A 14,235-nucleotide genomic window follows, 5' to 3' on the forward strand; every position below is an offset into this window, starting at 1 on the left:
GTCAACCACCTCGGCTCGGTGCCGCGTAGCGCTCCCAGTCGGTCCCGAGGAGGTCCTTGGGTAGACGGGCGACGTGCACGGCGCCCGCGTCGGTGAGCTCGGCGCGGCCGTAGCCGCCGGAGAGCAGGGCGACGCACGGCATCCCTCGACCTCGAGGACCGGTTCGCGCGCTCGATGCTGGCGCGCTGGGGCGTCCTGGACGAGGCGGCATGACCTTCGACCATCCGGATGTCGTGCTGTGCCCCGGCGGTCCGATGCTGCTGCGCGGGAGGCACGCGATCGAGGACGCCGACGGCGTACCGCACGAGACGACGCGGCCGGTCAGCGCCGTCTGCCGCTGCGGGAGGTCGCAGTCGCTCCCGTGGTGCGACGGCACGCACAAGGTGCTGCCCGAGAGGCTGCGCCCGTCTGACTGATGGCTACCGGAGATCGAGCCGGACCAGCACCCCGCGGTCGCACCAGCGCACCTCGGTGATCTCGAGGGTGATCTCGAGGTCGTCGCCGCTGAGCCGGTCGCGCAGCGCGTCGACCTGCTCGACGGTGCCGAGCTGGAGGACATGGTCCCGCTCGACGCCAGGTGGGCGCGGGCCAGGCCGACGCACAGCCACGCGACGTCCATCCCGTCGGCGCCGCCGTCGATCGCGAGCACCGGGTCCTCGGGGTGGTCGCCCACGTCGTCGCGGCGCACCCACGGCGGGTCCGCCACGACCATCGCGAACCGCTCGCTGTCGCGCAGCACCTCGTCCATCGGCCCCTCGCGCACCTCGACGCGGTGTGCGAGCCCGGCCTCTTCGGCGTTGTGACGGACCCACGCGCAGGCCGCCGGGTTCACGTCCACGCACACCAGCCGCCGCTCGGAGCCGAGTACGGCGAGCAGCCCGATCTGCCCCGCCCCGGCACACAGCTCCAGGACCGCTCCCGGCGGGGCGGTGCGGAGGATCCCGGCCGCCCACTCGGACTGGGTGGCCGTCCACGTGCGCGGCCGCAGCACCCGTCCGTCGAAGGTGATGCGCAGCGGGCCGAAGCCCATCGTCTCCGTGGGCGGAGCCGCCGCCGGGGTGGTGGTCATGGACGAGCCGGTACCCGCCCGGGGTGCGCGGCACTCCCGATTGCCGTGCGTCTCGTCGGGTACCGGCGGGCATGCGCATCGGCTACTTCCTGTCCACCGAGGAGTACTCCCCGGCCGAGCTCGTCGCCCAGGCCCGCGCGGCCGAGGAGGCGGGCTTCCAGGGACTCTGGATCAGCGACCACTTCCACCCGTGGAACAACGAGCAGGGCAACAGTCCGTTCGTCTGGTCGGTCATCGGCGCGATCGGCCAGGTGTGCGACCTGCCGGTGGCGACGGCGGTGACCTGTCCGACCGTGCGGGTCCACCCGGCGATCGTCGCCCAGGCCGCCGGGACGTGTGCGGAGCTGCTGGACGGGCGGTTCACCCTCGGCGTGGGGACGGGCGAGGCGCTCAACGAGAGCATCCTCGGCGGGCCGTGGCCGCCCCTCGACGTACGCCTGGAGATGTTGGAGGAGGCCGTCGCCCTGATCCGGGAGCTCTGGACCGGCGAGGTCGTGACCCGTCGCGGCAGGCACTACTCGGTCGACCACGCGCGCATCTACAACGTCCCGGACACCCCGCCGGAGATCTTCGTGTCCGCGTTCGGGCCGAAGGCGCTCGAGGCCGCCGCCCGCTTCGGCGACGGCTACATCGGCACCTCGCCCGACGCCGAGCTGGTGAGGAGCTTCAAGGAGCAGTCCGGCGGGAAGCCGGCGCAGGCGGGCGCCAAGGTCGCGTTCGCCCCGACCCAGGAGGAGGGCTGGGAGCACGCGCACCGGCTCTGGCCCAACGCCGGCCTGCCAGGGGAGCTGGCGCAGGTCCTGCCGACGCCCGAGCACTTCGAGCAGGCGACCGAGCTCGTGACGATGGACTCGACGCGCGAGTCCGTCGTCGCCGGCACGGACCCCGACCACCACCGCGAGCAGGTGGAGAACCGGCTACGACGAGCTCTACGTCGCCGACATGGGGCCGCACTTCCTCGACATGATCGAGTTCTACGGCAAGCACGTCCTCTGATGCCGACGGTCCTCGTCGCCGCCCTCGCCGAGCACGGCGTCACCCACGTCTGGACCGACCCCGGAGCAGGGCTGGGGCTTCGCGATCGCGAAGACCGAGAAGTTCCTGGAGTCCTCGTAAGGGGTCAGGATCGGCGGATCGCGCCGTCGACGCCACCATTTCCGCAGGGCCCTTGACTTGTGGCTGTGGTCACATAAAGATAGACCTTATGGGAAATCGGTTTCCTATGGACACCAAGCGCACGACGATCGCCGACGTCGCCGCGCTGGCCGGCGTCTCCAAGGCGACCGTGTCGAAGTTCCTGGGCGACGGCGACTACTACATCGCCGAGGCGACCGGGAAGCGGATCGCCGCGGCGATCGCCGAGCTCGACTTCCAGCCGAACGCGATCGCCCGGGGGCTCGTGCGGCGGCGGACACAGACCGTGGGCGTCGTCGTCGCCAGCGTGCTCAACCCCCTCTATCCCGAGCTCATCGCCGGCATCGACGAGATCCTGGACGACAGCGGGTACACGCTGATCTTCGGCAGCACCGAAGGCTCGCCGGCCAAGGAGGCGGCGGTCGTCCGCAGCATGCAGCAGCGGCAGGTCGACGGCGTGATCATGGCGTCGGTGACACTGCAGGACGGCGAGGTCGAACAACTCGTCAAGGCCGGTCTCGACGTGGTGCTGGCCAGCCGTCACCTGCGTCGCAGCGACCTCGTCGACGCTGTGGTGATCGACAACGAGGACGGCGCCCGTCAGGCAGTGGAGCATCTGATCGCGCATGGACACAGGCGGATCGGCCATGTCGCCGGGCCGCAGGATGTCTATCCGTTCGAGATCCGCCGCGAGACCTACGAGCGCGTGATGGCTCGCGCGGGCCTGGATCCGGCCGGGCTGGTCGTGAACGCCCCGACGACGCGGCAGGACGCCGGCGCGCGCGCCATGACCGAGCTGCTGGATCTCGCGGACCCGCCGACGGCGGTGTTCGTCGCGAGCGACGGGCTGTCGATCGGAGCGATCGAGGCCTGTGCGACGCGAGGGGTCGGCGTACCCGGCGAGGTCGCCATCGTCGGCTTCGACAACATCTGGGTCGCGGCCATCCACGGCGTCGGCCTCACCACCGTCGACTCGCGCGCCCGGGAGATCGGCCGCGAGGCCGCGTCGCGGCTGCTCGCCCGGATCGACCGTCGCTGGAGCGCCCCGGCGGACGGGTCGCGCAACTCCACCGCGCGCGTCGGAACGGGCGAGCTGCGCTCCCTGTCGACCCGGCTGATCCGGCGCGGCACGTGTGGGTGCGAGGCATCGCCCGGCGGCGCGACGGAAGGTCCGGACGGCTCTCGCGGCTGAAGCGAGGGAAAACGTTTTCCCCTTCTCCCTGATCTCGGATCCACCCATCGGGCACCGACCCTTCGGCGCCCTCTCTCGAAAGGCAAGACCAGGATGACCCGACACAAGCGCATGGTCGCCGTCGCGGCCGCGAGCCTCTCACTGTTCGCCCTCGCCGCCTGCAGCTCCGCGGAGGAGGTGGCCAGCGGCGGTGGCTCCGGCGCGTCGTCCGACTACACCTATACGAGTGACCAGGACGGCATCGCGCAGATCGAGGGCGCGAAGCTCGCCTCCGACCTCGGCCCGGTCGACGCCAGCAAGCAGTACCGCATCGGCGTCATCCTCAAGGCGCTCACCAACCAGTACTGGCAGGGCATCCAGAAGGGTGCCCAGGCCGCGGCCGAGGACCTCGGCGTCGACGTGACCATCCAGGCGGCGAGCAGCGAGTCCGCCCAGACCGAGCAGCTCACGATCGCGCAGACGCTGATCGGCCAGAAGTTCGACGCCTACGTCGTCGCTCCGGAGAGCACCTCCAACCTGACCCCGGCGCTCAAGCAGATGCAGTCCCAGGGTGCGCCGATCGTGAACGTCGACGACGCCCGGGTGCCCGCGACCGTCTACGTCGGCCCGAACCACGAGCTCAACGGGCTCCAGGCGGCGGCGGAGTTCGCCAAGGACTTCCCCGGCGGCGGCGAGGTCGCCCAGGTCGAGGGGCAGGCCGGTTCGAGCGCGGCCATCCTGCGGATCAAGGGCTTCAAGGACGGCGTGGCCAAGGCCGGCAACCTCAAGCTCGTCGCCAGCGTCCCCGGCGACTGGGACGCCGACAAGGCGTTCGCCGCCGCGCAGCAGATCATCCAGCAGAACCCGAACGTCAAGGGCATCTACGCCAACAACGACACGATGGCCATCGGCGTCGCCAAGGCGGTCCAGGCGTCGGGCAAGGACATCCGGGTGATCGGCACCGACGGCGTCCCCGAGGCGGTCGACGCCGTGCGCAAGGGCACCATGTTCGCCACCGTCAGCCCGCTGCCCTACTACGAGGGCTACTGGGCCGTGGAGTCCGCCGTACGTCTGCTCGAGGGTCAGGACGTCGGCCCGTGGGTGGTCGCTCCCGCCCAGCTGATCACGGCGAAGAACGTCGACCAGTTCTACGACGACAACGGCCAGGTCCGGACCGACATCTTCAACTGATCCGACCCGCCCGGAGCTCGCTTCGGGCGGGGCAACGAAGGAACGACACCTCATGACTGTTCGGGAGCCAGTGCTCGAGGTCAGGGACCTGACCAAGACCTTCCCGGGAGTGGACGCCCTCGTCGGGGTGAGCTTCGCGGCTCACCCCGGCGAGGTGCACACCCTGCTGGGAGAGAACGGCGCAGGGAAGTCGACGCTGCTGAAGACGGTCTTCGGCGTCCAACGGCCCGACTCCGGCGAGATCCGGATCGACGGCCGGCCGGTCGAGCTGTCCCGGCCGGCGGACGCGATGGGGCACGGCATCGCGATGGTGCACCAGGAGCTCAGCCTGGTGCCGCAGCTGACCGCCGTGCAGAACCTCGTGCTCGGTCGCGAGAGCAGCACCGGCGGCGTCATCCACTGGAACGAGGCGCGGCGCCGCGCGGCGCGGTCGCTGGCGCAGCTCCGGTTCGACGCACGCACGGACGTGCCCGTCTCGCGGTTGAGCGTGGCCCAGCAGCAGTTGGTCGAGTTGGCCCGCGCGATCTCGACAGACGCGCGGATCATCATCATGGACGAGCCGACCGCCTCGCTGACCACCGCGGAGAGCGAGCGGCTCTTCGCGACCATCCGCGAGCTCAGGTCCGCCGGGAAGGCGATCGTCTACGTCTCCCACCGGCTCAAGGAGGTCCTCGAGCTCTCCGACCGGGTGACCGCGCTGCGCGACGGTCGTCTCGTCGGGACGCGCCTGCGCGCCGAGATCGCCGGTGAGGACGACCTGGTGCAGATGATGGTGGGACGCAACCTCGCCGCCATCGGCGTGCAGGGCGCGAACGTCTCGGTCGGTCGGGAGCTCCTCCGCGTCGAGAGCCTCTCGGTGCCCGGCGTGGTGGACGACGTCTCGCTCTCCCTGCGGCAGGGTGAGGTCGTCGGCATGGCGGGCATGGTCGGCGCCGGACGCACCGAGCTCGCCCGCGCGATCGTCGGCGCGGACCGGGCGAGCAGCGGGGCGACGTACGTGCGCGGCAGGCGGGTGAGCGTACGCCGGCCCGCGGACGCGATCCGCCACGGCATCGCCCTGCTGACCGAGGACCGCAAGCACCAGGGCCTGGCGCTCCACATGAGCACGGCGTCCAACGTGACCCTGATGGACCCTCCGGGTCGACTCGGGATCCTGAACCGGCGGCGTCAGCGCGAGGTCGCCACGGCGGCGCTGAAGCCGCTCAACACCAAGATGCAGATCGACCGGGCCGTTCGGACGCTCTCGGGCGGCAACCAGCAGAAGGTCGTGCTCGCGCGGTGGCTGCGCTCGGACTGCGAGATCTTCATCTTCGACGAGCCCACCCGCGGGATCGACGTCGGGGCGAAGGGCGAGATCCACGCGATCATGCGCCGCCTCGCCGACAGCGGGAAGGCCGTGCTGATGATCTCCTCCGACCTTCCCGAGGTCCTCGCGATGAGCGACCGCGTGCTGGTGATGCGCCGCGGCCGGATCGTCGCGGAGCTCGATCGCAGCGAGGCCACCGAGGAGGTGGTGGTGCGCCATGCCGCCGCCGAGTGACCTCCCCGGCCTGCCCGCGAACGTCCCGTACACAGCCACCCCAGGAGAACCCGACATGTCCCACACCACCGTGACCACCGCTCCGGGCAGCGACGCCGACGAGCCGGTCCGACCCGAGGACCCCGGGCGCACGATCGGCCTCGGCAGCCTCGCCGGGAGGATGGCCCGCCAGGGCGGTCTCCTCGCCGTCATCGTGGTCATGGTGCTCGGCTTCGGCATCGCCCGGCCGTTCTTCCTCGACTCCGGCAACCTGATGAACGTCCTGCTGCAGTCGGCCGTGGTCGGGATCCTCGCCCTCGGCCAGACCTACGTGCTGCTGACCGGTGGCATCGACCTCTCCATCGGCTCGACCGTCGCCGTGACCGCGGTGTGCGCCGGCCTGCTCTCGCAGCAGGTCGCGCCCGTGCTCGCGATCCTCGGCGGCCTGCTGATCGGTGCGCTGTGCGGCCTGGTGAACGGGTTGCTCATCACGGTCACCAGGATCACGCCGTTCATCGTCACGCTGGGCACGATGAGCATCTACGCCGGTCTGGCGCTGATCATCGCGGGCGGGCAGGCCGTGTACGGCATCCCGGTGGGCTTCGAGAACGCCCTCGCGGGCGGCGTGGCGGGCATCCCGATCCCGGTCGTCCTCTTCGTCGTCCTGACCGTCGTCTCGACGCTGGTCCTGCGCTACACGCTGTTCGGCGAGTACCTCATCGCCATCGGCGGGAACGCCGAGGTGGCGCGTCTCGCCGGCATCCGGGTCGGTCGCCATACCGCGCTCGCGTACGTCGTGGCGGGAGCCGGCGCCGGCCTGGCCGGGTCGATCCTCACCGCCCGGCTCGGAGCCGCCGACCCCACCCTCGGCGCCGACCTGCTGCTGACCGCGATCGCGGCGACCGTCATGGGCGGGACCAAGCTCGCCGGCGGCGACGGCTCGATGGTCGGCGCCGCCTTCGGCGCGGTGCTCATCGCCACGCTGACCGCCGGGCTCACCTCGCTCAACGTGCAGGCGTTCTACCAGCAGGTCGCCGTCGGCGCGGCCATCATCCTCGCGCTCCTGGTCGACCAGGCCGCCCGCGCCCGCAAGTCCTGACGCCCGACCCCACCACGACCCACCAGGAGCAGCACCTCCATGCCCGTCACCCTCGCCGTCGACTCCCGCGGCGTCGCCCACCTCGTCCTCGACCGACCCGAGAAGCGCAACGCGCTCGACGTCGCGATGCTGGAGTCCCTGCGCGAGCAGGTCGCCGCCGTCCGGAGTCGTGACGACGTCCGGGTGGCGGTGGTGCGCGGCGCCGGCGGCACCTTCTGCGCCGGCGCCGACATCGCGGACTGGGTCGACCCCGGGCACGTCGCGGCGGTCGCCCAGTCGCGGCTGGGCCAGGAGACGTTCGCCGAGCTCGCCGCCCTCGACGTGCCGTCCGTGGCGGTCGTCGAGGGCGGCGCCTACGGCGGCGGCCTCGAGCTCGCGCTGGCCTGCGACCTCCGGCTGGCGGCGTACGACGCCCGAATGGGCCTGCCCGAGCTCGGTCTCGGCAATCTCCCCTCGTGGGGCGGCACCGCGCGGCTGGTCGACCTCGCCGGCCTCGGCGTCGCCCGCCACGTCCTGCTGTCCGGTGAGCTGCTGACCGGGGAGCGGGCGGCCCAGCTGCTGGTGGTCACCTCCGCCCACCCGACCGGCGAGCTGGACGGTGCGCTCGCTGCGCTCGTCGACCGGCTGCTCCAGGCCGAGCCGACCGCGGTCGGGCTGGCCAAGCAGGTGCTCGCCGGCTTCGAGCGCACCCTCGCCACGGAGAGCGCGCTCGCCGGATACACCGCCTGCCTGGACTCCTCCCGGGATCGCAAGCAGAGCTTCCTGGACCGTCGGGCCGCCGCTCGGGCCGCCCGTCCCACCACCGGCAACGAAGGAACCGCATCGTGACCACGCCTCCCGTGACCTCCGACCTCGCCACCCTGCTCGGACCCGCCGTGCTCGAGACCCGTGACGGCGTGCCCGTCATCGGCTCCCTCGTCGGTGGGATCGGCGTCGCGGCCGAGCAGGAGATGGCACCACGAGTCGGCCCGGCGAGCGGGACCACGCTGTTCTCCGGCGGCGACGCCACCGCCGCGCCGGTGGACGCCGCGGTCGCCGCGGCGCGCCGCGCCTTCGACTCCGGTTCCTGGGGTCGGAGCAGTGGTCGCGACCGGGCCCGGGTACTCGCCGCGGCCGCGCGCTCGATCGAGGAGCGGGCCGAGGATCTCGCGTGGCTGCTCCTCGCCGAGACGGGCAAGCCGATCCGCGAGGCGCGCGGCGAGGTCGCCGCCACCGTCAACGCCTTCGAGTACTTCGCGGGCCTCGCTCGCGACATCAACGGCCGGACGCTGCGCGACATCGGGTCCGACGTCTTCGCGTTCACGCTCCGCGAGCCGGCCGGCGTGGCCGGGTTGATCGTGCCCTGGAACTTCCCCCTCGGCATCCTCGGGCAGAAGCTGCCACCCGCGCTCGCCGCCGGCTGCTCGGTCGTGATGAAGCCCAGCCCGTTGACGCCGCTCACCGCGCTGGCCGTCGCGCGGATCCTGTTCGAGGCCGGCCTCGAGCCCGACGCCCTGTCGGTGCTGGTCGCCGAGGGCAGCGCGGGAGCCGGCCTCGTCAGCCATGTGCAGACCGACGTCATCAGCTTCACCGGGTCGACGGCCACCGGGCGCCACATCGCCGCGGGTGCCGGACAGCACCGGCTCAAGCGGGTGGCGCTCGAGGCGGGCGGCAAGACGCCCGTGGTGGTGACCCGCAACGCGGACCTGGACCTCGCCGTCGAGGGGCTGCTGTTCGCCTCGTTCTTCAACCAGGGCCAGGTCTGCGTCGCCGGATCGCGGATCATGGCCGACGCCACGATCGCCGACGAGCTGACCCGGCGGCTGGGCGCGCGGGCGCAGGAGATCCGGCTCGGCGAGCCGGGCGACGACCGCACCGAGATGGGCCCGCTGGTCTCCCGTCAGCACTTCGACGGCGTCGCCGCCGCGGTCGAGAGGGCGGCCGCCGAGGGGGCCACGCTCGTCACCGGTGGCGCAGCGGCCGACGTGCCGGACACCGACGCGGCGCCGTTCTTCAGCCCCACGGTGCTGTTCGCCGAGTCCGACGACAACCTGTCGGTGCGCGAGGAGCTGTTCGGCCCGGTGACGACCGTGCAGCCGTACGCCGACCTGGCCGACGTCACCCGGCGGGCGAACGCCCAGCAGTTCGGCCTCGCCGCGTCGGTCTGGACCCAGGACGTCGACGAGGCCGTCGAGCTCACGCTCGCGCTCGACACCGGCACGGTGTGGGTGAACGGCTCGACCGACGCCTTCCCGGAGATCCCGCTCGGCGGGCGCCGAGACAGCGGGTACGGCGCCGAGTTCGGGCGCGAGGGCATGGAGTTCTTCACCGAGAACAAGACCGTCCAGATCCGGCGCGGCACGCGCGCGCCCTGGTACGGCGGCGCACGATGACCCGCTCGCCGTTCGACCTCACCGGCCGGACCGCTCTCGTCACCGGCGGCCCCGGCGGCCTCGGCCGCGAGATGGTGACCGCGCTCGCCGCGGCCGGCGCCCGGGTGGCGATCCACCACCTCGGGCAGGAGGCCGCCGCCGAGGAGCTCGCCGCGAAGGTGCGTGCCGAGGGCGGCGAGGCCGTCGTCGTTGAGGGCGACGTCGCCGACTGGGACGCCGCGGCCGCCTTCGTCGCCGCCGCCGAGCAGGAGCTCGGCCCGATCGACGTCCTGGTGAACAACGCCGGCACGATGAGCGCCGGCCGGATCACCGAGATGACCCTCGCGCAGTGGAGCCGCACCATCGACGTCGACCTGACCGGCGTCTTCGTCGTCTCCCGCCACGTCCTGGTCGGCATGCTCGAGCGCGACCACGGCGCGATCGTCAACGTCTCCTCGCAGCTGGCGTTCAGGGGCGCCGAGGACTTCGCGAGCTACTGCGCCGCCAAGGCCGGGGTGCTCGGCCTGACCCGCGCGATGGCGCGTGAGGTCGGCCCCGCGATCCGGGTCAACGCGGTCGCGCCCGGACCGATCACCACCCCGATGACCGACGAGAGCTTCGACGAGGAGCTCGCGCGGGCCCGGACCGCGACGCTCGTGGCCGGCCGGATGGGGCAGGCCCACGAGGTCGCGCCCAGCGTCGTGTTCCTCGCCAGCGACGCCGCGTCGTACGTCCACGGTCAGACGATCCACGTCAACGGCGGGGGCGTCATGTCCTAGCCGCCGGTCCGCGCCCGGATCCCATTCGCTCGTACACCTCACGCACTTCCCCTCGGAGGACGCCCCCATGACCGACACCACGCCCCGCCCGTCGCGACGGGTACGCGGCGGCCCCCGCTTCCTCAGCGCGTCGGAGGCCGTCGCCCTGGTCCGACCGGGCGACACCGTCGCCATCGGCGGCTCGGGCGGCGGGCTGGTGGAGCCGGACCTCCTGCTGCGCACCCTCGGCGAGTCCTACCGGCAGCGCGGCGGGCCGGCCGGCCTGACGCTCGTGCACACCACGGGGATCGGGGACCGCGAGGGCGGCGGCATGGACCACCTGGCGCAGCCGGGCCTTGCCCGCCGCATCATCGCCGGCAACTGGGGCATGGCGCCCCGGATGAGCGAGATGGTCGTCGAGAACCAGTTCGAGGCCTACAACTTCCCCCAGGGCGTGATGAGCCAGCTGTTCCGCGAGATCGCCGGCGGCCGGCCCGGCCTGGTCACCCATGTCGGCCTCGGCACGTTCTGCGATCCGCGGCTCGAGGGCGGCAGGCTGAACGACGTCACCACCGAGGAGCTGGTCGAGGTCGTCGAGCTCGGTGGCCGGGAGTGGCTGTTCTACCCGTCGTTCGACATCGACGTGTGCCTGATCCGTGGGACCACCGCCGACGAGGACGGCAACATCTCCCTCGAGCAGGAGGGCGCGCGCCTGGAGATGCTCGCGATCGCGCAGGCCACCCGCAACAGCGGCGGCCTGGTGATCGCCCAGGTCAAGCAGGTCGCCGCGGGCGGCTCGCTGGACCCGCGCACGGTGGTGGTGCCCGGGATCTGCGTCGACGCGGTGGTCGTGCACCCCGAGCAGCGCCAGCTGGTCACGCACGACTTCAACCCGGCGTTCTCCGGCGCGATCAAGGGAGCGCTCAGCCACCTCGAGCCGTTCCCCCTGGACCAGCGCAAGGTCGTCGCCCGACGAGCGGTCGCCGAGATCCGCGACGGCGACGTCGTCAACCTCGGTGTGGGCATCGCCGACGGCGTCGCCTCGGTCGCGGCCGAGGAGGGCTGGTCCGACCACTTCACCCTCACCATCGAGCAGGGCCTGGTCGGCGGCGTGCCGGCGCGCGGCGTGATCTTCGGCGTCGCGACCAACCCGGTGGCCGTCCTCGACCAGCCCTACCAGTTCGACTTCTACGACGGCGGCGGGCTCGACATCACCTTCCTCGGCTTCGCCCAGATCGACACCGCCGGCAACGTCAACGTCTCCAAGTTCAACAAGCGCGTGGTCGGCACCGGCGGCTTCGTCAACATCTCCCAGAACGCCGCCACGGTGGTCTTCTGCGGCACCTTCAACGCCGGTGGGCTGCGAGCGGTGCCCGACGACGGCACCCTTCGGATCGAGGCCGAGGGCCGGCACCGCAAGTTCGTCGACCGGGTCGAGCAGGTCACCTTCAGCGCCGAGCAGGCCCACCTGCGCGGCCAGCGGGTGATCTACGTGACCGAGCGTGCGGTCTTCGAGCTCGGCGCCGAGGGTCTCCGGCTGATCGAGGTCGCGCCCGGTGTCGACGTCCGCCGCGACGTGCTCGACCAGGTGCCGGGCGACGTCGAGGTCGCCGAGGACCTGGTCGAGATGGACCCCGCGCTGTTCACCGACGCCGCGCTCGGCGGGCCCTGGCGCACCGCGCTGCTGGCGGCCCAGGACGGGGAGGAGGGCCGGTGAGCGCGAGGATCCTGCTCCCCGCCGCCGACGGCTCGCTGACGGCCCACGCCGTGGGCGAGCGCGGTCCGGCGTTCGAGGGCCCCACCTGGGAGCCGGGCCAGGCACCGGCGAGCCGCTCGGTCTTCGCGGCCGGACACGTCGTCGCTGCTCCGCTCGCGGACCCGGCCCAGGCCGGCACCGCCGGCGCGATCGACTGGGACGCGACCCTGCGCTTCCGCCGGCACCTGTGGAGCCTCGGCCTCGGCGTCGCCGAGGCGATGGACACCGCGCAGCGCGGCAGCGGACTGGACTGGTCCTCGGCGCGCCGCCTCATCCGGGAGTCCTGCACCGAGGCCGCTGCCGTCGGGGGCCGGGTCGCGGCCGGCGCGCTCACCGACCAGCTCGAGCCCGGCGGCAGGTACCCCCTCGCCCGGCTGGTCGACGCCTACCTCGAGCAGGTCGCCTGGATCCACGACAGCGGCGGGATCCCGGTCGTGATGGCCAGCCGCCACCTCGCCGCCACCGCCGTCGGCGCCGACGACTACCTCGCGGTGTACGACGAGGTGCTGGCCGCGGCCGACGGGCCGGTGTTCCTGCACTGGCTGGGGGAGGCCTTCGACGGCGCCCTGCGCGGCTACTGGGGCAGCGCCGACCTGGACGTCGCCACCGAGACCGTGCTGACGCTGATCGAGAGGCACGCGGACCGGGTCGCGGGGGTCAAGGTGTCCCTGCTCGACGCCCGGCGCGAGGTCGACCTGCGCCGGCGGCTGCCCGCCGGCGTGTCGATGCACACCGGGGACGACTTCAACTACGTCGAGCTGATCCGCGGGGACGAGCACGGTCACAGCGACGCGCTGCTCGGCATCTTCGACGCGATCGCCGTCCCGGCGCGTGCGGCGCTGGCGCGCCTCGACGCGGGCGACCCCGACGGGTTCACCGCGCTGCTGGAGCCGACCGTGCCGCTCGCCCGCCTGGTGTTCGCCGCGCCCACCTCCGCCTACAAGACCGGGGTCGTGCTCCTGGCCTGGCTCAACGGGCACCAGGACCACTTCCGGATGGTCGGGGGCGCCGAGGTGCAGCGCTCGGTGCCCCATCTGGCCCGCGTCTTCGCCCTCGCCGACCGGGCCGGCGCCCTGGCCGACCCGGACCTCGCCGGGCACCGGATGCGCAGCTTCCTCGCTGTGGCCGGGGTGCCGACGTGACCGCTGCGCTGTGGTCGGGCCCCCTGAGCATCAACCAGGCGACCACCGAGACCAGCTCGACGGTCGAGCTGCTCCGCGCCTGCGCGGAGGCGGAGGTCGGCCAGGTCGCCCCGTGGCGCCACCAGTACGTCGACGGCGACGTCCGGCGCACTCGGCGGGCGCTCGACGACCACGGCATCGTCGCCAGCAGTCTGTGCCGGGGCGGCTTCCTCAGCGGCACCCGCAGCGTGGAGGAGGCCGACGAGGACAACCGCCGCGCCGTCGAGGAGGCCGCCGTGCTGGGCGCCCCGGTGCTCGTGCTCGTGTGCGGGCCGGTGGTCGGCGCCGACCACGCCGCCGCCGTGGGTCGGATCCGCGACGGCGTCGAGCGGCTGCTCCCGGTGGCCGCCGAGCACGACGTCGTGCTCGCCGTCGAGCCCTTCCATCCGATGTTCCTCGCTGAGCGGTCGGCCATCGTCACGCTCGACCAGGCGGTCGATCTGGTCGCCTCCCTCGACGATCCCCACCTGGGACTGGCCGTCGACACCTACCACGTCTGGTGGGACCCCGGCCTGCCGGCCGCCCTCGCCCGCGCGCTGCCGTGGACGGTCGGGGTGCACGTCGCGGACTGGCTGGTCCCGACGCCGACCCTGCTCGCCGGACGCGGCTTGCCCGGCGACGGCGTGATCGACCTGGCCGGGATCCTCGGGCTCCTCGGGGCCGGGGGGTACGCCGGCAGTGTCGAGGTCGAGGTGCTGAACGAGGACGTGTGGGCGCGGCCGCCGCGCGAGGTCGTCACGGACGTCGCTCGCCGGATGGCCGCCCTGCGCTCCGGGGAGGAGGCGGCGTCGTGAGCGGCGCCCGTGCTCCTCGCGTCCTGCTCGCGCCCGACTCGTTCAAGGGCACGATGCCCGTGCACGCCGTCGTGGGCCACGACCAGGCGGGGCCGGTCGTCCGCGACGTCCTCGGTCCGAGCAGCCTCGCCGAGGCGGGAGACCCGGACCGCCTGCGCGCGGCGGCGCGCGCGACATCACCCGACGCCATCCCATGCACCGCCAGGAAGTGA

13 protein-coding genes are annotated in these 14,235 nt (G+C 72.8%); 12 read left to right on the forward strand and 1 reads right to left on the reverse strand.

What is annotated here, in order from left to right; all coding sequences use genetic code 11:
• Nucleotide 1 precedes the first annotated feature (1 nt).
• Complete coding sequence (locus tag ACYVKX_RS13700; RefSeq protein ID WP_460833260.1) at nt 2-1,069, reverse strand: RsmD family RNA methyltransferase; 1,068 nt, start codon at nt 1,067-1,069, stop codon at nt 2-4.
• A gap of 71 nt (nt 1,070-1,140) precedes the next feature.
• Here ACYVKX_RS13700 and ACYVKX_RS13705 point away from each other — a divergent pair, with 71 nt between their 5' ends.
• The 12 genes from ACYVKX_RS13705 (at nt 1,141) to ACYVKX_RS13760 (ending at nt 14,235) form a co-directional block, all read left to right on the forward strand.
• Entirely contained in the window at nt 1,141-2,241 is a 1,101-nt protein-coding gene (locus tag ACYVKX_RS13705; RefSeq protein ID WP_460833262.1) for a TIGR03557 family F420-dependent LLM class oxidoreductase, read from the forward strand.
• 50 nt (nt 2,242-2,291) lie between these two features.
• The gene (locus ACYVKX_RS13710) at nt 2,292-3,395 is read left to right on the forward strand and encodes a LacI family DNA-binding transcriptional regulator (protein WP_460833264.1); all 1,104 of its coding nucleotides are present in this window, start codon (nt 2,292-2,294) and stop codon (nt 3,393-3,395) included.
• Between the two features lie 93 nt (nt 3,396-3,488).
• Complete coding sequence (locus tag ACYVKX_RS13715) at nt 3,489-4,565, forward strand: sugar ABC transporter substrate-binding protein (protein WP_460833267.1); 1,077 nt, start codon at nt 3,489-3,491, stop codon at nt 4,563-4,565.
• A gap of 52 nt (nt 4,566-4,617) precedes the next feature.
• On the forward strand, nt 4,618-6,105 hold the full coding sequence (locus tag ACYVKX_RS13720; protein ID WP_460833269.1) for a sugar ABC transporter ATP-binding protein: 1,488 nt from the start codon (nt 4,618-4,620) through the stop codon (nt 6,103-6,105).
• A 55-nt stretch (nt 6,106-6,160) separates the two neighbouring features.
• On the forward strand, nt 6,161-7,183 hold the full coding sequence (locus tag ACYVKX_RS13725) for an ABC transporter permease (protein ID WP_460833272.1): 1,023 nt from the start codon (nt 6,161-6,163) through the stop codon (nt 7,181-7,183).
• 39 nt (nt 7,184-7,222) lie between these two features.
• The gene (locus ACYVKX_RS13730) at nt 7,223-8,011 is read left to right on the forward strand and encodes an enoyl-CoA hydratase/isomerase family protein (protein WP_460833276.1); all 789 of its coding nucleotides are present in this window, start codon (nt 7,223-7,225) and stop codon (nt 8,009-8,011) included.
• Nucleotides 8,008-9,555 carry an aldehyde dehydrogenase family protein gene (locus ACYVKX_RS13735; protein WP_460833279.1) on the forward strand — a complete coding sequence of 516 codons (1,548 nt, stop codon included), beginning with the start codon at nt 8,008-8,010 and terminating at the stop codon, nt 9,553-9,555. The genes ACYVKX_RS13730 and ACYVKX_RS13735 overlap by 4 nt, the downstream gene beginning before the upstream one ends.
• Nucleotides 9,552-10,313, forward strand: coding sequence for an SDR family NAD(P)-dependent oxidoreductase (locus ACYVKX_RS13740; protein WP_460833281.1), 762 nt, complete (start codon nt 9,552-9,554; stop codon nt 10,311-10,313). Before ACYVKX_RS13735 ends, ACYVKX_RS13740 begins: the two co-directional genes overlap by 4 nt.
• 67 nt (nt 10,314-10,380) lie before the next feature.
• Nucleotides 10,381-12,009 carry an acyl CoA:acetate/3-ketoacid CoA transferase gene (locus ACYVKX_RS13745; protein WP_460833283.1) on the forward strand — a complete coding sequence of 543 codons (1,629 nt, stop codon included), beginning with the start codon at nt 10,381-10,383 and terminating at the stop codon, nt 12,007-12,009.
• Nucleotides 12,006-13,190, forward strand: coding sequence for a dihydrodipicolinate synthase family protein (locus ACYVKX_RS13750; protein ID WP_460833285.1), 1,185 nt, complete (start codon nt 12,006-12,008; stop codon nt 13,188-13,190). Before ACYVKX_RS13745 ends, ACYVKX_RS13750 begins: the two co-directional genes overlap by 4 nt.
• Nucleotides 13,187-14,023: a sugar phosphate isomerase/epimerase family protein gene (locus ACYVKX_RS13755; RefSeq protein ID WP_460833287.1), complete on the forward strand. Its 837-nt coding sequence runs from the start codon at nt 13,187-13,189 to the stop codon at nt 14,021-14,023. The genes ACYVKX_RS13750 and ACYVKX_RS13755 overlap by 4 nt, the downstream gene beginning before the upstream one ends.
• Nucleotides 14,020-14,235 carry a hypothetical protein gene (locus ACYVKX_RS13760; RefSeq protein ID WP_460833289.1) on the forward strand — a complete coding sequence of 72 codons (216 nt, stop codon included), beginning with the start codon at nt 14,020-14,022 and terminating at the stop codon, nt 14,233-14,235. Before ACYVKX_RS13755 ends, ACYVKX_RS13760 begins: the two co-directional genes overlap by 4 nt.

Source organism: Nocardioides hungaricus, from assembly GCF_054782915.1.